General features: G+C 41.5%; 34 protein-coding genes and 1 pseudogene. 24 read left to right on the top strand and 11 right to left on the bottom strand.

Features of this window, described 5'->3' with window-relative positions; all coding sequences use genetic code 11:
* Positions 1-9 precede the first annotated feature (9 nt).
* Positions 10-165, bottom strand: coding sequence for a YtzI protein (ytzI, locus tag GFC30_RS16755; RefSeq protein ID WP_084256499.1), 156 nt, complete (start codon positions 163-165; stop codon positions 10-12).
* Positions 166-312: 147 nt separating this feature from the next.
* On the opposite strand from ytzI, the gene GFC30_RS15680 reads away from it, so the two are divergent.
* The 5 genes from GFC30_RS15680 (at position 313) to ytkD (ending at position 3,426) form a co-directional block, all read left to right on the top strand.
* Positions 313-708, top strand: coding sequence for a phage holin family protein (locus tag GFC30_RS15680; RefSeq protein ID WP_066327925.1), 396 nt, complete (start codon positions 313-315; stop codon positions 706-708).
* 62 nt (positions 709-770) lie between these two features.
* Entirely contained in the window at positions 771-1,094 is a 324-nt protein-coding gene (locus GFC30_RS15675) for a hydrolase (RefSeq protein ID WP_066327922.1), read from the top strand.
* A gap of 272 nt (positions 1,095-1,366) precedes the next feature.
* Complete coding sequence (locus GFC30_RS15670; RefSeq protein WP_066328038.1) at positions 1,367-1,714, top strand: Na-translocating system protein MpsC family protein; 348 nt, start codon at positions 1,367-1,369, stop codon at positions 1,712-1,714.
* A gap of 135 nt (positions 1,715-1,849) precedes the next feature.
* Positions 1,850-2,845: a sodium-dependent bicarbonate transport family permease gene (locus tag GFC30_RS15665; protein ID WP_066327920.1), complete on the top strand. Its 996-nt coding sequence runs from the start codon at positions 1,850-1,852 to the stop codon at positions 2,843-2,845.
* Between the two features lie 92 nt (positions 2,846-2,937).
* A complete protein-coding gene (gene ytkD, locus GFC30_RS15660) occupies positions 2,938-3,426 on the top strand; it encodes an RNA deprotection pyrophosphohydrolase (RefSeq protein WP_066328036.1) in 489 nt (162 codons plus the stop codon).
* On the opposite strand, the gene GFC30_RS15655 is transcribed toward ytkD, so the two are convergent.
* The 8 genes and pseudogenes from GFC30_RS15655 to lexA form a co-directional block, all read right to left on the bottom strand.
* Complete coding sequence (locus tag GFC30_RS15655) at positions 3,410-4,219, bottom strand: ABC transporter permease (protein ID WP_066327919.1); 810 nt, start codon at positions 4,217-4,219, stop codon at positions 3,410-3,412. The genes ytkD and GFC30_RS15655 overlap by 17 nt on opposite strands.
* Positions 4,203-4,976, bottom strand: a complete 774-nt coding sequence (locus GFC30_RS15650) for an ABC transporter ATP-binding protein (protein WP_066327917.1) — start codon at positions 4,974-4,976, stop codon at positions 4,203-4,205. Before GFC30_RS15650 ends, GFC30_RS15655 begins: the two co-directional genes overlap by 17 nt.
* A gap of 18 nt (positions 4,977-4,994) precedes the next feature.
* Positions 4,995-5,681 (bottom strand): annotated as a pseudogene (locus GFC30_RS15645) (ABC transporter substrate-binding protein); the annotation flags it as partial.
* Positions 5,682-5,698: 17 nt separating this feature from the next.
* Complete coding sequence (locus tag GFC30_RS15640) at positions 5,699-7,090, bottom strand: recombinase family protein (protein WP_066328033.1); 1,392 nt, start codon at positions 7,088-7,090, stop codon at positions 5,699-5,701.
* 116 nt (positions 7,091-7,206) lie between these two features.
* Positions 7,207-7,449 carry a DUF2283 domain-containing protein gene (locus tag GFC30_RS15635; protein ID WP_066327915.1) on the bottom strand — a complete coding sequence of 81 codons (243 nt, stop codon included), beginning with the start codon at positions 7,447-7,449 and terminating at the stop codon, positions 7,207-7,209.
* Positions 7,418-7,804, bottom strand: coding sequence for a hypothetical protein (locus GFC30_RS15630; RefSeq protein ID WP_066327913.1), 387 nt, complete (start codon positions 7,802-7,804; stop codon positions 7,418-7,420). The genes GFC30_RS15635 and GFC30_RS15630 overlap by 32 nt, the downstream gene beginning before the upstream one ends.
* Positions 7,804-8,088, bottom strand: a complete 285-nt coding sequence (locus GFC30_RS15625) for a DUF3467 domain-containing protein (RefSeq protein ID WP_066327911.1) — start codon at positions 8,086-8,088, stop codon at positions 7,804-7,806. Before GFC30_RS15625 ends, GFC30_RS15630 begins: the two co-directional genes overlap by 1 nt.
* Before the next feature lie 127 nt (positions 8,089-8,215).
* Positions 8,216-8,836 (bottom strand): transcriptional repressor LexA, encoded by a 621-nt coding sequence (lexA, locus tag GFC30_RS15620; protein ID WP_084256495.1) that lies wholly within the window; start codon positions 8,834-8,836, stop codon positions 8,216-8,218.
* 156 nt (positions 8,837-8,992) lie between these two features.
* Here lexA and GFC30_RS15615 point away from each other — a divergent pair, with 156 nt between their 5' ends.
* From GFC30_RS15615 to GFC30_RS15605, 3 genes are read left to right on the top strand one after another with little or no spacing between them, the layout of a single operon-like run.
* Entirely contained in the window at positions 8,993-9,196 is a 204-nt protein-coding gene (locus GFC30_RS15615; RefSeq protein WP_066327908.1) for a helix-turn-helix domain-containing protein, read from the top strand.
* A 31-nt stretch (positions 9,197-9,227) separates the two neighbouring features.
* On the top strand, positions 9,228-10,013 hold the full coding sequence (locus GFC30_RS15610; protein ID WP_066327906.1) for a phage antirepressor KilAC domain-containing protein: 786 nt from the start codon (positions 9,228-9,230) through the stop codon (positions 10,011-10,013).
* A gap of 15 nt (positions 10,014-10,028) precedes the next feature.
* The gene (locus GFC30_RS15605; protein ID WP_066327903.1) at positions 10,029-10,211 is read left to right on the top strand and encodes a hypothetical protein; all 183 of its coding nucleotides are present in this window, start codon (positions 10,029-10,031) and stop codon (positions 10,209-10,211) included.
* Between the two features lie 26 nt (positions 10,212-10,237).
* Here GFC30_RS15605 and GFC30_RS15600 read toward each other — a convergent pair whose 3' ends face one another.
* The gene (locus tag GFC30_RS15600; protein WP_066327902.1) at positions 10,238-10,474 is read right to left on the bottom strand and encodes a hypothetical protein; all 237 of its coding nucleotides are present in this window, start codon (positions 10,472-10,474) and stop codon (positions 10,238-10,240) included.
* Positions 10,475-10,551: 77 nt separating this feature from the next.
* Here GFC30_RS15600 and GFC30_RS17110 point away from each other — a divergent pair, with 77 nt between their 5' ends.
* Both GFC30_RS17110 and GFC30_RS15590 read left to right on the top strand, forming a co-directional pair.
* Positions 10,552-10,698, top strand: a complete 147-nt coding sequence (locus tag GFC30_RS17110) for a hypothetical protein (RefSeq protein WP_158512143.1) — start codon at positions 10,552-10,554, stop codon at positions 10,696-10,698.
* 473 nt (positions 10,699-11,171) lie between these two features.
* Positions 11,172-11,375, top strand: a complete 204-nt coding sequence (locus GFC30_RS15590) for a hypothetical protein (protein ID WP_066327897.1) — start codon at positions 11,172-11,174, stop codon at positions 11,373-11,375.
* On the opposite strand, the gene GFC30_RS15585 is transcribed toward GFC30_RS15590, so the two are convergent.
* The gene (locus GFC30_RS15585; protein WP_066327896.1) at positions 11,347-11,568 is read right to left on the bottom strand and encodes a hypothetical protein; all 222 of its coding nucleotides are present in this window, start codon (positions 11,566-11,568) and stop codon (positions 11,347-11,349) included. The two genes, GFC30_RS15590 and GFC30_RS15585, sit on opposite strands and share 29 nt — an antisense overlap.
* Before the next feature lie 75 nt (positions 11,569-11,643).
* On the opposite strand from GFC30_RS15585, the gene GFC30_RS15580 reads away from it, so the two are divergent.
* From GFC30_RS15580 to tnpC, 14 genes are all read left to right on the top strand, one after another.
* Complete coding sequence (locus GFC30_RS15580; protein WP_238583584.1) at positions 11,644-11,898, top strand: hypothetical protein; 255 nt, start codon at positions 11,644-11,646, stop codon at positions 11,896-11,898.
* On the top strand, positions 11,888-12,184 hold the full coding sequence (locus GFC30_RS15575) for a hypothetical protein (protein WP_066327894.1): 297 nt from the start codon (positions 11,888-11,890) through the stop codon (positions 12,182-12,184). The genes GFC30_RS15580 and GFC30_RS15575 overlap by 11 nt, the downstream gene beginning before the upstream one ends.
* A complete protein-coding gene (locus tag GFC30_RS15570; RefSeq protein ID WP_066327893.1) occupies positions 12,181-12,447 on the top strand; it encodes a hypothetical protein in 267 nt (88 codons plus the stop codon). Before GFC30_RS15575 ends, GFC30_RS15570 begins: the two co-directional genes overlap by 4 nt.
* Entirely contained in the window at positions 12,444-12,614 is a 171-nt protein-coding gene (locus GFC30_RS17305; protein ID WP_169807025.1) for a hypothetical protein, read from the top strand. The genes GFC30_RS15570 and GFC30_RS17305 overlap by 4 nt, the downstream gene beginning before the upstream one ends.
* Positions 12,615-12,780: 166 nt before the next feature.
* Entirely contained in the window at positions 12,781-13,050 is a 270-nt protein-coding gene (locus GFC30_RS15565) for a hypothetical protein (RefSeq protein WP_066327892.1), read from the top strand.
* Between the two features lie 9 nt (positions 13,051-13,059).
* Complete coding sequence (locus tag GFC30_RS16750; RefSeq protein ID WP_084256493.1) at positions 13,060-13,218, top strand: YqaI family protein; 159 nt, start codon at positions 13,060-13,062, stop codon at positions 13,216-13,218.
* Between the two features lie 71 nt (positions 13,219-13,289).
* Entirely contained in the window at positions 13,290-13,607 is a 318-nt protein-coding gene (locus GFC30_RS15560; RefSeq protein ID WP_066327891.1) for a VRR-NUC domain-containing protein, read from the top strand.
* Positions 13,567-14,772, top strand: coding sequence for an SNF2-related protein (locus tag GFC30_RS15555; RefSeq protein ID WP_066327889.1), 1,206 nt, complete (start codon positions 13,567-13,569; stop codon positions 14,770-14,772). The genes GFC30_RS15560 and GFC30_RS15555 overlap by 41 nt, the downstream gene beginning before the upstream one ends.
* Before the next feature lie 4 nt (positions 14,773-14,776).
* A complete protein-coding gene (locus GFC30_RS15550) occupies positions 14,777-15,670 on the top strand; it encodes a YqaJ viral recombinase family protein (protein WP_066327887.1) in 894 nt (297 codons plus the stop codon).
* Position 15,671: 1 nt separating this feature from the next.
* Positions 15,672-16,499 (top strand): AAA family ATPase, encoded by an 828-nt coding sequence (locus GFC30_RS15545; protein ID WP_066327885.1) that lies wholly within the window; start codon positions 15,672-15,674, stop codon positions 16,497-16,499.
* A gap of 48 nt (positions 16,500-16,547) precedes the next feature.
* Positions 16,548-17,021 (top strand): DUF669 domain-containing protein, encoded by a 474-nt coding sequence (locus GFC30_RS15540; protein WP_066327883.1) that lies wholly within the window; start codon positions 16,548-16,550, stop codon positions 17,019-17,021.
* Positions 17,022-17,032: 11 nt separating this feature from the next.
* A complete protein-coding gene (locus GFC30_RS15535; RefSeq protein WP_066327881.1) occupies positions 17,033-18,721 on the top strand; it encodes a DNA polymerase B in 1,689 nt (562 codons plus the stop codon).
* 12 nt (positions 18,722-18,733) lie between these two features.
* A complete protein-coding gene (locus GFC30_RS15530) occupies positions 18,734-19,261 on the top strand; it encodes a hypothetical protein (RefSeq protein WP_066327878.1) in 528 nt (175 codons plus the stop codon).
* A gap of 198 nt (positions 19,262-19,459) precedes the next feature.
* Complete coding sequence (gene tnpC / locus GFC30_RS15525; RefSeq protein WP_066324512.1) at positions 19,460-20,917, top strand: IS66 family transposase; 1,458 nt, start codon at positions 19,460-19,462, stop codon at positions 20,915-20,917.
* The last annotated feature ends 13 nt before the right edge of the window (positions 20,918-20,930 follow it).

The following is a 20,930-nucleotide window of genomic DNA, read 5'->3' as shown; positions in this document are numbered from 1 at the left end:
ACAGTCGCCTCATTCTTTTTTGTTTTGTTCATCCTTTGTTAAATGTGGGTTATTGTCCACTGGGTCGATGGTATGTTTATATTGGTATGCTTTTGATGTCGTCGCAATAGCGAGCAAAAGCACAACGGCAATAATGACAAGCGAAATCGCTAAAATCGTAAACATAACACCCCAACTTTCTTTTTTAATTTCATTGTAGCATAAAAGAATCTTTAAAAGGATAACATGTTTTGTCATCTCTGGGGAAATGTCCACACTCCTTTTTTCCTATTTGCATACAATGGAGGCAAGGAAAATGGGAGGAGGGGGAATGTGAACAAATATACATTTTTTCTCGGGGCTTCGTTGATTGGTTCGCTCCTTTCTACGATGTTCGGGAGCATGGATTTATTGGTCATTATTTTGATTTGCTTTGTTGTCATTGATTATGTAACAGGAATTATTGCAAGTGCTTTCGAAGGAAAATTGTCGAGCGAAGCAGGAATTCGCGGCATCGTTCGCAAACTGCTCATTTTTGTTTTAGTAGGAGTTTCCCATCTTCTTGACATTGCTATCGGTTGGAGTAACCATTTTATTCGCGATGCAACCGCGTTTTTTTATATGATAAATGAAGCGATTTCGATTGTTGAAAATGTGGGGAGAGCAGGATTACCTGTTCCAGATTTTTTAAAAAAGGCGATGGAATTGCTGAAAGACCAGCCGAAATAAGCATAATTTTTACGCTTTCATCCACACTAAAAATAAGACGAGCAATAAAGGGGATGGATAGTGTGGCAGAACAGAAAAAGAAAACGTATTATGTATCAATGGCCCATGGTGAGATTTCGCAAATAAAAACGGCATCTCCATGGGATTTTCAAATTGAGGCGACCGATGATGAAATTATTCAGCTGCGCGAATATTTCGATCAAAATTATTCGACCGATATTCAAAATTTTTTTCGCGCGCATGTCCCTTATATTCAATACCATTATGATCGTGAAAATGATGCGTACGATGAAACGTTGAAAAAAATTTATCAGCTTATTTATAAACTAGGCAATGAAGAGGCGAAACAACATATTCGCTCGATGGGAGTTATAAGCGAAGAATAAGCCACCAAAGCCGGTGGCTTTTCTTATTATTCCATTTATTTTTCTTGACAGAAGACCGTAGTTCGATATAATAAAAAATAAATTGAACCGAGAGACTGAAAGCTAAATCATAACGACGGATAGCTTTAGCGTTCTTGGGGCGGAAACGCGGCAAGAACGAAAGAGCTTTGTCGGCTGTTCATGATTTAGATCGGTATGTTTCACTTCAGAAGAATGGTGAGGCATGCCGTTTTTGTTTCAAAGGGGGATTATGCGTGAAGTCTAAAGGAGAGATGGAAGATCAAATTAGCCGAGCCCTGACGCAATGGGAGAAGGAGTATTTAGGAAGGGGTCCAATATCCGTTAAAACCGATATTGTTCGCAATATGATTATTGTTCAATTGCGAGGAATTTTAACGCCAGCTGAACAAAAATTAGCAGAAACAAAAGAAGGAATGCTATCGATTAAAAGAATTCGCTCCGAATTAATTGAGTCGGGCAGCGAACAGCTAAAAGAAATGATTCTGAGCATGACGGGAAAAAATGTAGCTAGCATTCATACAGATATTAGTACTCATACTGGGGAACGAATCATCGTATTTTTGTTATCGGAAAATTTAGAGGAAGAATTTCAAAAATGAAAATTGGTCGATCTTTTAAAGGCCGAGTGTCGGTCAGTAAGAGATAAACCGGAAACGTTTTTCGATTGTTTCAGCAGTCGAAGAGTGTTTTCGGTTTTTTTTATGAAAAACTATATCTAAAAGGAGAGGATTTAGATGACGGATATTATTATTCATAACCTTGCATCCCCTGCCATTTTATTTTTCTTGCTTGGACTAATTGCGGCACTTGTGAAATCAGATTTGCAATTTCCAAAAGGATTAAGTGAAACGTTAAGTATTTATTTACTAATTGCGATTGGGTTAAAAGGGGGGATTGAATTATCCCAACATTCGTTTGCTGAATTTGTTCGTCCATTAGTTGGTACATTATTTCTTGGCATATTTATCCCTATTGTTACCTTTGTTATTTGCCGTCGTATAGGAATTGATCGGAAAAATGCTACTGCTATTGCTGCAACATATGGATCGGTAAGCATTGTTACATTCGGTGCAGCAATTTCATTTCTTGATCTGACTCATACGTCTTATGAACCTTACATGAACGCTTTCGTTGTATTATTGGAAAGCCCAGCTATTATTGTGTCGTTGCTTCTTTTGCAGCTTCTAGAAAAAGAGACATATACGCTTAATCGAATGAACCATTATTTTTCTGCATATGCAGCATACGCCCCTGTTTTAAAGGAGAGTTTATTCGGTAAAAGTGTCCTTCTTATGTTAGGTAGTCTGTTGATTGGATTGCTTGGTGGAAAAAATGCTCTGTCCGTTGTAAAGCCATTATTTATTGATTTATATCCAAGTGTGCTCATTCTTTTCTTGCTAGGAATGGGATTAACAGCGGGAAGTCAACTTGCTGCTATTCGAAAATACGGCATAAAGTTAGTCATGTTAGGAATTGGGTTCCCGATGTTGTATGGTTTGATTGGCGTGTCTGTCGGAACCTATGCACATCTTTCTTTAGGTGGAACGGTTCTTATGGGGGTGTTAGCAGCGAGCGCTTCTTATATCGCAGCTCCTGCCGCGATGCGTGCGTCCGTTCCAGAAGCGAATCCATCGATTTATTTAGGGATGTCGTTAGGACTGACATTCCCGTTCAATCTAACCGTTGGATTGCCTTTGTATTACCAGCTAGCGCAATGGTTACATTCGTAAAAGCGCCTTTCTTTGAAAGGCGTTTTTGTTTTTGGTGGGAAGGAAAGTGTTATAATGAAATAAGGACATTACAATGATGAGGTTGAATGAATATGTTTGTTTTTCAAGATTATTATGGTAATAAAGTGCTATTGTCCTTTGCGGATCATCCATTTGCGAAAGCACCAGACCATGTATGGGTCGTATGTCGTTTTCAAGAAAAATGGCTCATGACAAATCATTCAGAACGTGGAATAGAGTTTCCAGGTGGGAAGATAGAAGCAGGGGAAAACCCGGAGCAGGCGGCTGTTCGTGAGGTGTTAGAGGAAACGGGTGGAGTGGTGGATGTGCTTACATATATCGGACAGTACAAAGTCGGCGAAGCGTTAGTAAAAAATATTTATTTTGCCAAAATAAAAGAACTAAAGGCGCGTCAAAACTACTTGGAAACGAACGGTCCTGTCCTACTGGCGGAACTCCCAGCAAACGTACGAGAAGACAGCCGGTTCAGCTTTATTATGAAAGACGAAGTGCTTGTTCGCACGCTTGCTGAAATAAAAAGACGTTCGTTATGTTCGAACGCCTTTAGCGGTTTTTCATAAGTTTTTTTTCGAGCCATGCCACCACTTGGTACATTACGGTGGCTAAGCAAGCAATAATGAGTAGGCTTAATAACACTAGCGTGAAATTGAACACTTGGAATCCGTAAATAATCATATAGCCAAGCCCTTGTTTTGACACGAGAAATTCGCCAACCATCACCCCGACCCACGATAGTCCGACGTTGACTTTTAATGTCGAAATAATCGTCGGAAACGATGCCGGTAATACGGCTGCTTTGAAGCATTGAAAGCGATTAGCACCAAACGTTTTTAACACTTTTAAGTAATTAGGATCGACTTCGCGAAATGAGGTGTAGACGACAATTGTTGTAATAATGATGGAGATGAGTGTCCCCATGGCGATAATGGAAGAAAAATTCGGTCCTAATGCGACGATAAGAATTGGTCCAAGTGCTACTTTTGGCATAGCGTTTAAAACGACTAAATACGGATCAGCGATTTTGGATAGGCGTGGAAACCACCAAAGAAGCGCGGCGAGGCATGTGCCAAGCAACGTACCACACAAAAATCCAAGCACCGTTTCAAATAGGGTAACGCTTGTGTGAAGAAAAAGCGAGCCGTCTTTCACTTTTTGCACAAATAATGTAGCGATGGCGGAAGGAGAACTAAATAAGAGAGGGTCGATCCATTCGTTTCGGCTCGCCGTTTCCCAAAGCGTAAAAAATGCGATGCAAATGAGAAGTTGATACCATCGAACAAGAAGCTTTTCTTTGCGAAGCGATGCGACGTATTGGGTATGAAGGACTTGGATATGATTATTTGAGGGCTTCAAGGGAATCAAGCTCCTTCCAAAGAAATTGAAATAAGTCGGAAAATGCGGGATGCTGTCGCGCATGAAATGGTGATAGTTGCCGCAATTCGCTCGGGACGAGAAAAGTGCGAACGAGCCGCCCTGGTTTTGCTGAGAATAAGAAGATACGGTCGCTCATCGCGATCGCTTCCCCAATATCGTGTGTGACGAGCAAGGCAGTTTTTCCGAACTCTTTTAACGTTTGCCAAACAAGTTCTTCTAGCTTTAATTTTGTTTGGTAGTCTAATGCAGAGAATGGTTCATCAAGGAGCAATATTTTTGGGTTTGTTGCCATTGTTCGCACTAACGCTGCCCGTTGGCGCATTCCTCCCGACAGTTGGTTCGGATAATAATGTTCTGTCCCTTTTAGACCGATCCGTTTCAATAAGTCGAGCGCTTGTTGCCGCGTTTCTTGTGTATTGATGCCCATAATGGTTAGTCCGAGCAAAATGTTTTCTTCGATTGTTTTCCATGGGAACAAATAATCTTGTTGTAGCATGTAGCCGACGGATGGATGCATCGAATGAATTTTTTCTCCTTCTAACATGACCGTTCCTTCAGTTGGACGAATAAGAGAAGCAATGATTGATAAGAGCGTTGTTTTTCCGCAGCCGCTTGGGCCGAGAAAGGAGACAAATTCTCCTTTCTCAATGGAAAGCGACACGTTGTCTAGTGCGGTGACTGCTGTTTTTTCCGTAAAGTACGTATGACTGATGCGATGGACGACTAAGAAGCTCATCATGTTCACCTGCCACGATTATTTTGCCATTGCTTTTTTCGCAAAAGAGGTATTCACAAGGATGTCATGATCAATGTGTTTCGGCAGTTCTCCAGCTTCTTTCATAATGTTTTGCAAGTTCTCCCATTCTTTTTCATCTAAGATTGGATTTGTTGCATACGAACCTTGTTGCTTGTAGCGGTCAACGACCGTTTCGATTAGTTTGACGTCTGTGTCTTTAAAATACGGTTGAATGACTTTGGCGATTTCTGCTGCACTATGGGTAGCGACCCATTGTTGAGCTTTGTAGAGGGCACGGGTGAATTTTTCAATTGTCTCTTGATTGTTTTTCATAAAGCTTTGTTTCGCCATGAATGTTGTATACGGGACGTGGCCGGATTCTGTTCCGAACGAAGCGACGATATAGCCTTTTCCTTGCTGTTCAAAAACGCTGGCAGTTGGTTCAAATAACTGCACGAAGTCACCGGTGCCGCTGGCAAAGGCGTTGGCGAGGTTGGCAAAATCGATGTTTTGAATTAAGTTTAAGTCTTTGTGCGGATCGATGCCGTGTTTTTTCAACACAAATTCACCGACCATTTGTGGCATGCCGCCTTTTCGCTGGCCGAGGAAAGTGCTTCCTTTCAGCATCTCCCATGAGAAGTTGTCGATTTTTTTACGGGAAACGAGAAACGTTCCGTCTGTTTGGGTTAGCTGCCCAACCTTAACTTTTAAACAGGTTCGGTTTACTTCAACGTGTAATCAAGAGAGATTTTCTTACCCCTTCCTTTCTCTCTGTACATCACGATTTTTTCAAAGATGCTAAAGAGAAGCTCTTTTTTCGTAAAATCGTCCGCTTGTTCGAATTGTTGTTTAAAATCGGTCATCTTGCTTATTCGATTATATTTCTCCTCAATGGACTCTTTCTCCTCTAATTCACATTCGCTTAATGTTTCGTAAATTTCTTTTTCTTTCTCGTTTAATTCATTAATTTTTGCGAATAGCTCCTCTTTCGGAATCGGATTGTTATCGTCCATGTATAAATCATACCATTTTTCTTTTTGTCGTTTTATCTTTTCCAGCTCTTTTGTTAGGGCGGAAGCGTCGATTGTTTTTGGCTCGTCGAACTGGTGAGAAAACTTAGACATAAAATATTCTTTCGATGTGATAAGTTGTTGAACCTCAGCAAGTAACGACTCTAAAATATTTTTCTCGTGTGTAATTCGGTTGCACTTTAAGCAGCGATAGTACGTTTTTTGCTCGCGTTTATCGAAAGAACCTTGCATTTTATGCCCGTTACAATTTCCACAATGCAAAAGACCAGTTAAAATGAATTTCCCGACTCTTTTTCTGTCTACACTCCTGTTGTTTTTTTCTTTTTGAACTTTCCGAAATAAAGCCTCGCTGACGATAGGCGGATGATTGTTTAGTACGACTTTATTTCCCCATCTATATGTGCCGATGTAGATGTCATTCGTTAAAATATCGCGTATCGAATTGTGATTCCACTCTTTCGCGATTCGAGGTTTGATTCCTAATTCGTTTAGACGATCTGCAATACTTCGGTATCCATACCCGTCGCAATACATGCGGTAAATCATCCGAACGACATTCGCTTCATCCTCGATAATCGTACAATTAAAATCTTTATCAAATTTATATCCGTACGGAGAATGTCCTCCAGGCTTCTTCCCTTCATCAATCATTTGCTCGATGCCGAATCTCACGCGCTCGGCAAGATTTTCGCGTTCCCATTGAGCTAATGCGGCAACAAGAGTGATGAATAGCCTCCCCATCGCCGTGGAAGTGTCATATACCTCGGTCGCCGAACGAAACGCCACATTGTACTTTTCGAACGTCTGGAGCAACAAATACAAGTCCAAAACAGATCGTGTTAGGCGGTCTAACCGATACACCAATACAATGTCGATATTCCCTTTCTTTATATCTTTCAGCAGTTGTTTCATTTGCGGACGCTCCAGGTCTTTTGCAGACCATCCTTCTTCGATATACTCCTGCACAATCTCCCATCCTTGGCTCGCACAAAACGCGCGAAGCCGTTCCCGTTGAGCTGGGATAGAAAAGCCTTCTTTCGCTTGCTCGTCTGTACTTACTCTGGCGTAAATGGCGACTTTCATTTGGTTGCCCTCCTTTGAAAAAAACAAATTCCGTGCTAACAAAAATAGAGCGCTCATGCCGAGCGCTTTATAAGAGATAACATATGTCATTTTATTGTGTACATTGTATGGAATCATTAATGAACCACTTCGTTTACACTCTCGATTGGGAATGTAAAAGGCCAAGGCATATTCTTGAGTTCATTTTTTCTTTTCGAGAAATCCAAAATCGTTACACCTGTTAGTACATCTGTTTCCATGTCGTAGCGAATGTATACCCCATCTTCAAAATCTTCTGCATAGGAAGGGCGCGGTTCCCCAAACGAAATATACAAAACATCACATTCTTCATCGTAATGAATCTTTACTTGTTCTTTCATAAATAACCGTTCCCTCCTTTTCCGCGTTGATTTTCTTTTGAAATAATCCAGTTACCACATATCCGTATTCCGTTGAAGTATGGTCAACTACTGTTTTTATATTTAAAAGCGGGTAAGTAGCCATATCACTTTTCCCAACATACAACCAGCGATTAGGGTTTTGTTTACTTTGTATGATGAGATGAGGATTTTCAACAGTTTCTTTCATGGCATGCTCGTTCCCCTGCATCTCTGGGTGATGATCCAATATATGCTCTTCGAAACGAGACTTCTCTAAAAACACTCGTTTACCGTATGGATCCTTAGTATCAAATATATATACACTAGTTGTTGAAGATGAATGTTTTTCCTGCATTAATTTTTTACATCCCCTTCACCAAGATTAATTATCCCTCTTTTTTGAAGTTCTTGCAATTGTTCTGGGGAAGGTGGATTAGGAATGGAACCAAAAGTTTCTTCATAAATACGAACATGATCTAATAAAAGATGTGCAAAAACTTTGGCGTGTTGTGGACTCATAAAGATTCTGATGTTGTCCTCTTTAGTGTTATCAGGGTTTAAAATAGAAAACTCCATGACCATATCGTATAATTGCAGAGCCATTTGTACATTATTTGCGTAGTAAGTTTTCTTTTCCATAATTATTCCCCCTGTTAGTATGATGTATTATAGATTTTTCTATAAAAAAAAGTGATTTCCTTCAAATATTTTTAACGTAAAATTGAAAAAGAGCAACCATTTGCGTTGCTCTTTTAAATTTTTGACGTCAAAAATTTAACACTACTTTTTTTAACTTTCCAATGATTCGAACGTTTTTCATGTCACTCTTTTGCAAAACGATCGGCTGATACTTCGGATTTTCGCTTTGCAAAATAATCGTTCCGTTTGTCTTGTACACTCGCTTCAAGACAATTTCATCGTCGATTAAAACCGCGGCAATCTCTCCACTTTCCACGTCCTCTTGCCTACGAATCAGCAACAAATCGCCGTCCATGATTCGAGCGTTTATCATGCTGTCGCCTCTCGCACGCACGAAAAAGTATTCGCCGCCGTTCAACCAACTCGTTGGCACTTCTTCATACCCCTCAATCTCTTGGTATGCCAGCACCCCGTTGCCGCAACTAACTGCGCCGACGATCGGGAGTTTGGTCAACTCTTCAACTGGCTCAACTATATCGGTTCCTTCATACAATAAAGCTGGATCAATGCCAAGCGCATCAGCAATTGCAATTACACGATCGTTTATGATTCTTATTTCTCCAGTTTCATATCGCCTTATTGTCTTTTTAGTTAAACCGACTCTTCTGCCTAATTCTTCAGCACTTATTCTTTTTAGCTTTCTGTATTTCTCAATGTTTTTTCCTATTATCTGATAGAAATCATCCACCGTTTTATCACCTCCTTCTCAAAAACTATTATAGACGTTATAAGACACTTTGAAAATGTTTTTTATAAAAAAAGTGTCTTTTTTTGTTGACTTATATTTTTAGAGATGATATTATCAAAGTGTCATATAAAGACACTAAGAAACGGAGGTGATAACGTGAATCTCCATTTATCCCCAAAAGCTTTGCGTGTCAATAAGGGTATGACTCAAAAAGAAGTGGCAGAATATCTAAATTTATCTCTTACTCAATATAAGAGACGCGAAAATGGGGAAACTCGATGGTATGCTGACGAGCTTTATCGTTTAGCGAAACTTTATAACGTCAATATTTCAGTTTTTTTTCCTGAAAAAGTGTCTTAAAAAGACACATAATAAGCAAAGGAGGACGTGGATGAACCAGTTAGTTTTCATTGAAAGCAATCGAGTTGTTACGGACAGTTTGACTGTCGCGGAAGTGTTTGGAAAAGACCACAGAAATGTTGTACGTGATATTGATGTACAAATCGAAAAATTGAATGAAGCTGGCGAAGGAAAGTGGGGGGTGCTCAACTTTGAGCAGACCCACTACCAACACCCACAAAACAAGCAATGGTACAAAAAATACCTTCTCACCGAAGAAGCGTTCACGTTGGTAGCGATGTCGTATACGACGCCAGAGGCAATGAAAATGAAGGTGCGATTCATCGAGGAGTTTAAGCGTATGCGGGCGGAGCTGGAGAAGCAGAAACAGCCGTTCAAGCTACCGACAACGTACAAAGAGGCACTATTGCAATTGGTTGAGCAAGTGGAGAGAAACGAACAGCTGCAACTGCAAAACGCTCAAAAAGACCAAATCATCAAAGAGTTACAGCCGAAAGCGACCTATTATGACTTGGTGTTGCAAAACAAATCGCTCATTTCCATTAGCAAGATCGCGAAAGACTACGGCATGAGCGCAGTAAGAATGAACCAACTATTGCATCAGCTCGGCATTCAGTATAAACAAGGCGATTGCTGGTTGCTTTACTCCAAGTACCAAGATAAAGGCTATACGCAAAGCAAAACACACGCGATCGATTCGGAAACAAGCAAAATGCACACGTACTGGACGCAAAAAGGAAGACTGTTCATTTACGAAATGTTGAAAAACAAACTTGGCATTCTTCCTCTCATTGAGAGGGACGAACAAACCGCGTGAAAGGGGGTGAGAAAAATGACAAAAGAGCAAATCGCGTCTTTAGTTGAACAACTCCAAGGGCTTAAAAAATACGAATGGGAAAAAATTGCGCGACAAGTCAACCTATATTTCGCGTTAAGAGCCGCCAAGCTGGAGCTTGACGACTCTGAGGAACTGAAAAGGCAACTTGAAATTGAGTTTAACTTACGACGTTATTAGGACGCCATCATCAAGACTGAATAACTTTATTCACTAACAATTTGAATAAAAATAGGGCTGATTCGATAGTCTTTCCCTTTGTAGTGAATGGTCACATAGTCCAATTGGTACATGGTATGTTCGTCTTTTGTATCGGGGCTCCAAATCTCAGCGTTTTCTTCCCACCAAACGGAAGGGCTGACCATACGAGAACCCATTAAGCATGTATCATCGGACGAGAGATCGACCCATTCGCCAAGAAGATTGGCATATATCTTCTTCAAGCTTTTCCACCTCCTTTCTTCGAGTTAATTCGACAAAGGGGAGGAAAATCCTGCAATAACAAACGGCGCGAAAGGGGGTGAGAGGAACGAAAGACATGATTACACCACCGAACGAAACGCTCGCAAAAGCAAAAGAACTTTTGCGATTCGCCTACGAAAAAGGATGGGACGAAGAAGACCTTTACGTTATCGCAAAGATCATCCTCGCCCATTATGAAGAATGAGAGAGGGGGATACACATGAACAACCAAAGAGAACAAGCGTTCAACGACTTGGTAACGTACATTTGCAAACAGTGTCAGGAACACGGTTTTACATTAAAGGAACTCGAGAAAATACCGTCACTTGTCAAAAAATTTTATTACGATAATGCAATTCCTTATAGAGACAAGAGGGATTAGCTCCCCCTTTATCCGATGTGGCACTCAAAACTGCAGTGCCAACAACCATCGAAGTTCGTTTTTCCGGTTTCTCGTTTTACTCGCTCGATTGCAGATTTACAGTCGTTTTCGTACCCGATCATTATGCGGTTGTCATAGTTAGGTAAATAAGAACAATCTTCGCTGTGAACTTCGTGGTTTCCTTTATTATCAACATGTTTGTTGTAGTAATAAAACTTTGCCATTTTTTATCACCTCCTTCCATCGTCCTATTTCGACAAGAAGGAGAAAAAACCTGCAAAAGGAGGTGAGAAGACATGAAAGTATCCATTCAATTCAAGAATGCTGAAGAGTTCCAAGAGTTGCTTGAAAGAGCCGTCACTCTTTTAGAGCAACTACAGGAAACCCTTCAGCGAATTCACGAGTTTGAACCGGAATTCAACATAGATGCAAAGGAATTGGTTAAAAGATTTGAAAAGAGCTTAATTGATTCTATGAGTCAGTCTTATAAATATCTCTAAGTGCCTTTTCTAACAATTTGAACGTATAAACTCTGTTAATGGTCATCACTTTACCCATTAAATCAGGCAAGAGAGTTTCGAGTTGCTCAGAATTATTTAAACGTTTGTAAATAGGAGACAATTCTCGTTGAATGACTTCGTGAATCTCTCGGTCGACTTCTTTTGCTAGTGACATAAGGTCAATCTTTCGCATGGCTTCACCTCCCTTCCCCGCCAATATTCGACACGAAGGGAGGAAATTCCTACAAACTGACAGGAGGGAAATAAAATGTCGGAAATTCGAAATGTTGTACACGATGATTCGTCGCATACATCTCCTACAAAGGAGATGGTAAACGTGAAAAAACGAAAAAGAACGATGAAGCCACCAGAAGTAGTGGTACGGTGCGTGGGTGAACGGAAAGAGCCGTCAAAGGAAGCGTTAGATAACTTTATTGAAATTTACATCCGAATGGTCAAGGAAAATGAAAAGCGTAGAAAGCAAAAAGAGCAAGAAATGAAGGGGGATAACAATGAACATTAAACATATCTCTTTTGATGAGTTACCGTCTCTCATTCTTGATGAGATTCATGCTCGATACAAAGCTGTTCAGCCAATTGAAGCAAAAGTCATGGAGTTCGAGACCGTGTCAGAACCGATGTACACGATCAGCCTGCTCGACCTCAACAGAAACGTTATTGTTGAGATAGCGTACACTGGAAATCGACTTATGTACGAGAATAATTTGACGTTTTATACCGTGTTCAAGGCGATGGAGAAATACCCAGAACGGTTCGGGCTTCGATTCAAAGAGGAGTTGAACAAATGAACGTATTAGAAAAAGATCGCCAGTTGGCAGAGAAAATTATGGAATTCGGTGCGTTATGTTTACATCAAGCGCGGTTGGAATGGCTACACGATCAATTCGATGAAGCAGAGAAATGGGCGAAGGAATTTCTTCGCTGCAAGCGAGATTTGGACGAGCTTATCAGGCAGAAAAAACGGCATGACGAGCTGGTGCGGCTCGTTGAGACGATGAAGGAACGTGGGATAGATGTCATGCTTGTGATGAGAAAGGGGAATGAGGAATGAACGTGTGTTTTTCGGCTAGCCGTTTGATGAAAGTTTCAGAGGTTCGTAGATTGTGCAAGGAAATGCGTGAAAATCACCTACATCTCATGGTGATAGAGCGCCGTGCGAAACAAAAATTGCGTGAAATTCAGCAAGAAAAAACGGCCAGCGCGGCAACGCTAGCCTAACAACATCATTGTAATACACACATCATCATTGTACTACACGCATACCCGACAGGTCTAGTGCCTGTCGTCATGGCTAGGAACAATCGGGTTCTCTCCCGCCCGTTAATTGTTCTTAGTCATGACGATGCGCACTAGCGCATCCATGCTAAACGAAAGGAGGAACAGAATGAGCCGCAATTCGTTACGGAAGGAGGCACCGATTGAATACGACCGAATCGGTCGAATGAAGTACCATCCGAAGTTTCATAAAAATCATGGTAAACCGTTCAGCGAATCGGATCTTGAGTATTTATGCAAGTTTTACGACGTAGACGGAGCAAAACTAATTGCAATGGCGCTTGGCAGAACGGAAGCTACCGTTCGTTCAAAATTAAGCAACCTGAAAAAACGCGGACTCTTTGAGTATTACAAAAGCCTAAATAAGTATTGGGTGTGAGGGGGGATAATGGTGCAAATAAAACGCTGGGGCATCGACGTGCTAGGGGATGAAATTTTTGAAGACGACATTGTTTTAGAGTTTCCTAACGGCGATATCGTGTTGGCCGAGAACATTTATGAGTATGCGATGCGTATATTCGGCGCAAAAGAATTTGTGGCGAAATAAAAAGAGCTTCGCCGAAAGGCAAAGCACTCCAAGTTAGAACACACTACTATTTTATCAAACAGGAGTGCGATATGACAGAAAAAACGATTGAAAACCAAATCAAACGGTATTTAGATCGACTAGGCGTTTGGTATATGAAAGTGCACGGTTCGATGTACCAAAAAGCAGGGGTTCCTGACATCATCGCTTGCATTGACTCAGTATTCGTAGGCATCGAAATCAAACGCCCGGACGGAAAAGTATCAGCGTTACAACAACTCAACATTGATGAGATTAACAAAAATGGGGGGTGTGCGTTTGTCGCTTACAGCGTCGAAGACGTACAACGAAAGATTGCGGAATTACGACATGCTTTACAACTATCAAAAGGACACCTTGAACAAAAGTAAGCCCGACTGGTTATATGCCTTGGATACAGGAACAGGAAAGACCATTCTCTCGATCCATCATTATCTAAAGCATTATCAAGGCGAACCATTATTAATTGTTCAACCTCCGGCAAAATTGCGTGAAGGTGGATGGAGCCGCGAAATTCAACGTGTGGCAGACTACTACAACATTTTTATTACATACAATGAACTGTCATACGGAAAAATCGCAAAAGATTGGCATTTGTATAAAGGATACTTTGTCATTTTTGACGAGTGTCACTATATCAAAAACGTATCAAGCCAACGAGGAAAAGCTGCGTTGGCTCTGACAAAGCTATCGACTCATTTTGTTTTGCTTTCGGCGACACCTTCAAGCAACGGCTGGATTGATACAATCAATTACTTTCTGATGTTTCGTTTTTACAAAAACAAAACGGAGTTTTTGAAACGTCACGCAATTTATGAAACAAAGCATTTTGGAGATCGGTCTGTCAAAGTCATTAGTGGTTGGAAAGAACAACAGCATTTAAAAAATCTGTACCAAAGCGTGTCTACGAAACTATCAAAAGAGGAATGTCTTGATTTACCACCATTGGTATTCGAAGACGTGCACTTCCAGCCATCGAGAGAGTATAAAGTCATTCAAAAAGACAGAGTGTTGGAAACAAAAGAAGGAAAAATCGCATTTGATACCATCATGAAGCTGCAACACGGGTTGCGATTTTATGCGAATCAAAAGGACAAGCTAGCCTACACCGAGATGTTAGCTGAAAGCACCGTAGAAAACATCGTCATTTTCTACTACTACCAACAAGAAAAAGAACAGCTTGCTCAATTATTACAAAAAACAAAAACCATCTACGAAGTGAGTGGGAAAATCAACAAATTGCCTTCTCGCGACGAGTGGATAAACTTAAAAAACACGGTCACTTTCGTGCAGTACCAAGCTGGTGCTGCGGGTATTGAATTGCAATACGCCAACATTGTTGTTTTCTATACGCCGACATACAGCTATCAAGACTACGACCAAGCTCTTGGACGGTGTTATCGTAATGGCCAAACTAAAAAGGTTACAGTCTATCGATATATCACCAAAAACAGTATTGAAGAAGCTGTATACGAAGCGTTGGCAGCAAAGAAAGACTTTACGGAAGAGCTATTTAAAAACTTTATAGGAGCGTGAGAGAATGTTTGGTCAAAAAGATGTGAATGTCGTTCAGCATCGCGATAAATGGGTTGGCGGATCCGATGTTCCAGCCATTCTTGGGATCAGCAAATACAAAACGCAGTTTCAGTTAGCGAAAGAAAAAACAGGCATTGAGCCGTCAGACTTCAAAGGAAATGAGTATACAGCATACGGAAACGCGCTAGAGCCGCAAATTCGCGAGTATATTAACGCCATTAACCAAACAAATTTTCAACCAGCAACAAAAACAGATGTAGAGCGTGGAATTCGTTCGAATACAGACGGATATGACCAAGAAAATCAATTGATTTTAGAAATCAAAACGCACGGCAAAACACCAGATATTCGTTCATACGAAGCACAAATGCAACTGTATATGTATCAGTTTGGTGTGGAATATGGATGGCTCGCGCTTTATGAGCGCCCAGACAATTTTGACGTAGAATTCGATGCGGATCGATTACAAATCAAAGTTGTTCATCGCGATAATCAATATGTGCAGCACATTTTAGATGCGATTGAATCGTTCTGGATTCGTTGCGAATACCTTAAAGAAAAGCAAGATATGACTGAACAAGAGTTTATGTCTGTTGGCCAAAACGAACTAACCATCGTCGCGCAACAAGTAGAAAAGCTAGAATTGCAGCTCTCTAACTTTAAAAAGTTAGAAGAGCAGTACAAAGCCATGAAAGACAAGCTGTATCAGCTCATGGAAGAATACGATGTTAAGAAATGGGAAACCGACCGTGTAGTAATTACGCGCGTACTTCCCGGAAAACGCGAGTCGTTTGATAGCACACGCTTCAAAAAAGAGCATCCAGAACTCGCGCAACAATATATCAAAGTCAGTCCAACGGCTGGCAGTGTCCGAATCAAATTAAAGGAGGCAAATTAAGATGGGCTTACTACCGAAAAATCAACCAAAGAAAACGATTGATACACCGCGCAACTTTTTCATTTGGGGTCAAACAATGCACGGGAAGTCATACTTGGCTTCCCAGTTCCCGAACCCAGTCATTTTCAATACAGACGGGAACGCAGACCAAATCGAAACACCGAGCATTAACTTAAAAAATGAACGTGACGCGAAAACAGGACAAATCAGTTTTAGCGTCATCAATCAATTAAACGAACTGATCAAAGAACTAGAAACCACTGAGCATGGCTTTGAAACAGTCGTCATAGACGTCATTGACGATGTAGTAACGCTAATCGAACAGGCTATTTGTGAAGAACACGGTGTGCAATATATCGGCGACATTCCGTATGGAAAAGGATTTGGGATTTTTAAATCGATTTTTACCGCACTTGTCGTCAAACTCAAAGCCTTACCGATGAATGTCATTTATATTTCGCGCTATGCAACTGTTACGGAAAACAACATTGAAAAGCCTGTACCGTCTCTCAGCGTGAAACACTTGAATACAGTCAACGGCAACTGCGACATGAACATCTTGTGCCAAAAAATTGGAAAAAACTATATTCGCAGAGCCGTCGATCGTCGAAAAGCCTACCAACGTGAATGGATTCAAGACGAACGCATTTTGGCCATTCTCGATACAGTCATCGGTGCTTTTGACAAACCAACGCAAACAAGCAAAGAAGAAGCGAAAAAGATTGTGGAACAGCTAGAAAAGCAAGAGGAGCAAGCAATGCAAGCAAGCGAAGCAGAGCAAGCGCCGAAACCGCGTACAGCTGCTCCGCGGCCACCAAGAGTGAAGTAATGCAATTAACTACTTTAACTAATTAACAAGCTAAACAGGAGGTAATGAATGATGAATTTAAAAGAACTCGCACAAAAAATGTTAAACGAAGGATTCAATCCGCATCAAACCAACGTGGATGATAATGGCTATGACAACCTTCCAGATGGCATTTATGATGCCGTCTTGGAAGACGTGCAGTTTCGCGTGAACGACAAAGGAACAGAATGGCTCTCGTTGACATTTTCAATCATCAATGAAGGCTATGAAAACCGCAAATATTTTGCAAACTACTGGCTCACCGAAAAACAATTGGAACAAAACATTAAAAAGCTTTGGGGACATGCAGCACAAGTATTTAATGTGGAGTTGACCGTGGACGACATCGCGAACATTGAAACAGCTGTCGTGGAAAAGCTACAAGAAGCATTAGGTACACACGTAGAGCTTGAACTCAAAACAAGTCGATATAAAGACAAACGCACTGGGGAAATGAAAGAGTTTCAGAACTTCAAATTAGCGTCAGCAGACATCCCGTTTTAATGGTGATGTAAATGTTCACATTCTACGATATCGAAGTGTTTCGTTATGATTGGATGGTGGTCCTCGTGAACGAGGGCCACGTCATCCGCATTCATAATGATACAGATAAGCTCCGCAACAGCTTATCTACATCTAGCATATTCGTCGGATATAACAATTATGCCTACGATGACATTATTTTAGCTGGGTTGTTAACTGGGAAAGATCCATACGAATTGTCGCAAAAGTTGATTCGTGGTGAAAAAGTCAATGCCACACTTGGCTATCTCACATTAGATGCAATGCAAGAAATTAACGGGGTGTCATTAAAAGAAGTCCAAGCGAATATGGGGCTTGATATTAAAGAAACGCCGATTGATTTTGATATTAATCGTCCACTAACGAAAGAAGAAGTAGAGCTAGTATTTCAGTATTGCGAAAACGATGTCCGAACAACAAAAAAAGTGTTCGAACTGCGAGAAGACTATTTTACGAGTAAGTTTGAAATTGTGGATGCTTTTAAGCTTCCAGTGACAGCTGTGAAGAAAACAAAAGCGAGTCTTTCGGCATCCGTATTAAAGACGAAACCAAAAAAGCTTCCCCGTGACCGATTGCATCTAGAATTTGATCAGCGTCTCAAAAGAAAAGAATTGCCGCGCGAAGTGATTGCTTTTTATGAAAACATCAAGAAACGATACATACAAGGAGAAGATCACGATGCGCTGGAGAAAGAAAAATTAGAAATCGAGATTGCCGGCATTAAGCATACGTTTGGTTTTGGAGGTGTGCATGGGGCGATTGAAAATTTTCGTCATACGGGACAGATGATGCAAATTGACGTTTCGTCTTACTTCCCGTCGCTGATGATTAACAATCAATTTATTAGTCGGCAAGCCGAAAGCCCTGAACTTTTCACACGCATTTACGAACAACGTTTGGCGTTAAAGAAACAAAACGACCGAAAACACGAAATCTATAAAATTGTGCTTAACAGTGCCTTTGGCGCAATGAAATCAGAGTATAATCCATTATTCGACCCGAAACAGTTTAACAACGTCACGATGAACGGTCAGCTCATTTTGACGCACCTTATCTTGCTTCTTGAACCGTTCGCGAAGCTGATTCAGTCGAATACAGATGGAATCATTATCGCTTACGAAGACGGTATGAAGGACATGATTTTAGAAATCATTCGCCGATTTGGCGAACAGTATCAGCTGTCGCTTGATGTAGATGATATCCACAAAATTGCACAACGAGATGTGAATAATTACGTTGTGCAATACACGGACGGAACGATTAAAGCGAAAGGAAGAATGTCGAAATATCAAGGTGGTGATTGGGAACGCAACAGCCTTCATATCGTTGATAAAGCGCTTGTGAATTTTTATATGTACAACATTCCAATTCCAAAAACAATCATCGAGGCTTGGAAAAATAATCAGCTTGACTTATTTCAAGTGATAGCGAAAGCAGGCAAGTTTGATGGGATGGCACATGAAGTAGAAGGGAAAATGGTACCATTGCAAAAAGTCAATCGTATTTTTGCGACCAATCAAATTCATTACGGCGGTGTCTATAAAGTTCGCGACCATAAGTACTATAAAGTGCCGAACACAAGCGAACGGAGTTTTGTTTGGAACGGAGAAATCAGCGAGATGAACAAAAAGCTCATCGATATCAATTATTACATTAAGCTTGTGCAAAGCAATGTATTTTAGGGAGGTTATCATATGAACGTTCAAATTACTTTGTCAAATGGCGAAAAAAGTGCACGTTTAAAGATCGAAAATTTCCCAGTTGAATCATTTGAACGCTTGCTGAACAAAACGCTCGATTTTTTAGGGCTTCTCAATCATGGAAGCAAGACAGGAGAAGTGGCCATTAAACCTAAAATCGAGATTAAAAATTTCAAAACAACCGAAATCAAAATGAAACCAATCACTGTAAACGAAGACGTGATCTCGTTACTTCCAGAACCACTCCGCGATTGGTATCGTGATCAAGAGCAGAAAGCAGCACAAGAAGGAAAGCCGACGTTCCATCTCACCGGAATCAAGATCAAGGACGGCATCCCTCACTACAAAGTCTTTTACGAGTGCCCAAACTGCGGATTTAAGGGCGTGAGATACGAAAAAGAAGGTGTGAAAGAAGTAGAGTGTTACCAATGTGCTGCACCTGTCGATGTGTTCCCGACAAAAGGCGAGTTTCCGAAACGGGATAAGTTTAATAACTATTTTACGAGTGCAAGAGAGGAGTAAAAATGACAAAACAAACAGTGTTAGAACGTCTAAAAAAACTAATTTCAGAGGCAAAGAGATATAGACAGCTTGATTCTTTTGCCGCAGGTCTAACGACGTAACTATTCAGCCGTTACATAGAAAAAGTTTACGAGATCGGGTTTATTTCTGCTCCCCTTGTCTATACTAGTACCATCCAAGACAAGGGAGGTGAACACGATGGCAAACGTTGTTTTTGATTTTCAACAAGCGGTCTTTACACTCGAAAGCATGGTCGCAAAAATCGAGCGCCAAGCGCAAACCATCGAAAAACTCATCAAAGAAAACGAGCAGCTAAGACAAGAAAACCAACAATTAAAAGCACGTATTGCAGAATTAGAAGCCCGTACGAAAAAAAACAGTACGAACAGCCACTTACCGCCGTCCTCTGACCGGTTTGTGGCGAAATCCCCTTCTCGCCAACCGTCGGAGAAACAGCCGGGAGGGCAACTAGGGCATCGAGGAACGACGCTCCGCCAAGTACCGAATCCTGACCATCGAGTCCTTCACCGCGTGACCAAATGCAAAGGATGTGGTCACTCTTTAGAACATGTTGCTCCGCTTCAAGTAGACATTCGCCAAGTGTTCGACCTCCCAGTGGTTCGAATGGAAGTGACTCAACACGAACGGGAAGTGAAGGGGTGTCCGAAATGTCATCTCGTCCAGCAGGCAGAGTTCCCTTTTTATGTCACGAATCATGTCCAGTACGGACCAGCCATCACTTCCCTTGTTTTATACTGGAATCATGCGCAGTTGATCCCGTGCGAGCGTGTCACGGAGATGGTCAAAGCGTTAGTGGGCCATTCAATCAGTGCAGGCACAGTCGTGAACATGACGAGACGGTGGCTCCCTGTGTTAGAAGCAGCGCTCAAAGAGATCGAAACGGCGTTGCTAACCTCCAGCACGTTGCACGTCGATGAAACGAGCCTGCGTGTGAACAGAAAGAACCAATGGGTGCATGTGGCTTCCACTGCCAAGGTCACACGATACGGGCTTCATCGTTCCCGTGGAAAGCAAGCGACGGACGACATCGGGATCTTGCCACGGTACAAAGGAACGATGGTACACGATGCGTATTCGGTGTACCCGATGTACACAGAGGCGAGCCATGCGCTTTGCCACGCCCATCATCTCCGGGAGCTTCGGGCATATACGGAACTTTACGGCCATTCATGGTCGAAAGAGATGACCGAAGCACTGTTGGAGATGAAACAGGCGGTGGAGAAAGCGGGCGGAGCTCTACCGGAAGAGGAAGTCCGGTATTGGGAAGCAGTGTACGACCAGCTTCTAGCGAATGGTCGACAAGAACTCGATGAACGTTGCCGACAAGGCAACCATGAAGGCGTCCGCAACGCGCAAAATTTCATCCAGCGCCTGGAAAAGCGCAAGCAAGAAGCGCTTCTCTTCCTGCGAAAGAAAGAAGTGCCGTTTGACAACAACCAAGCCGAGCGTGATTTGCGGATGGTGAAAGTCAAACAAAAAATTTCCGGAACGTTTCGTCAGGAAGACGATGCCGAGGCTTTCTGCACCATTCGCAGCGTCATTTCTACCCTGCAAAAACACGGAAAGCCGGTTTGGGAATCGTTGCAAAGACTTCTAAGTGGGGAGTCTCTCCAAACGATTCTCCATTCCTCCTAGGGCATTTTCGATA

Origin of the sequence: Anoxybacillus amylolyticus (assembly GCF_001634285.1) — a bacterium.
GTDB classification, from domain to species: domain Bacteria; phylum Bacillota; class Bacilli; order Bacillales; family Anoxybacillaceae; genus Anoxybacteroides; species Anoxybacteroides amylolyticum.
Note: the sequence above shows the minus strand (reverse complement) of the source record. Positions and strands in the feature narration are given on the sequence as shown.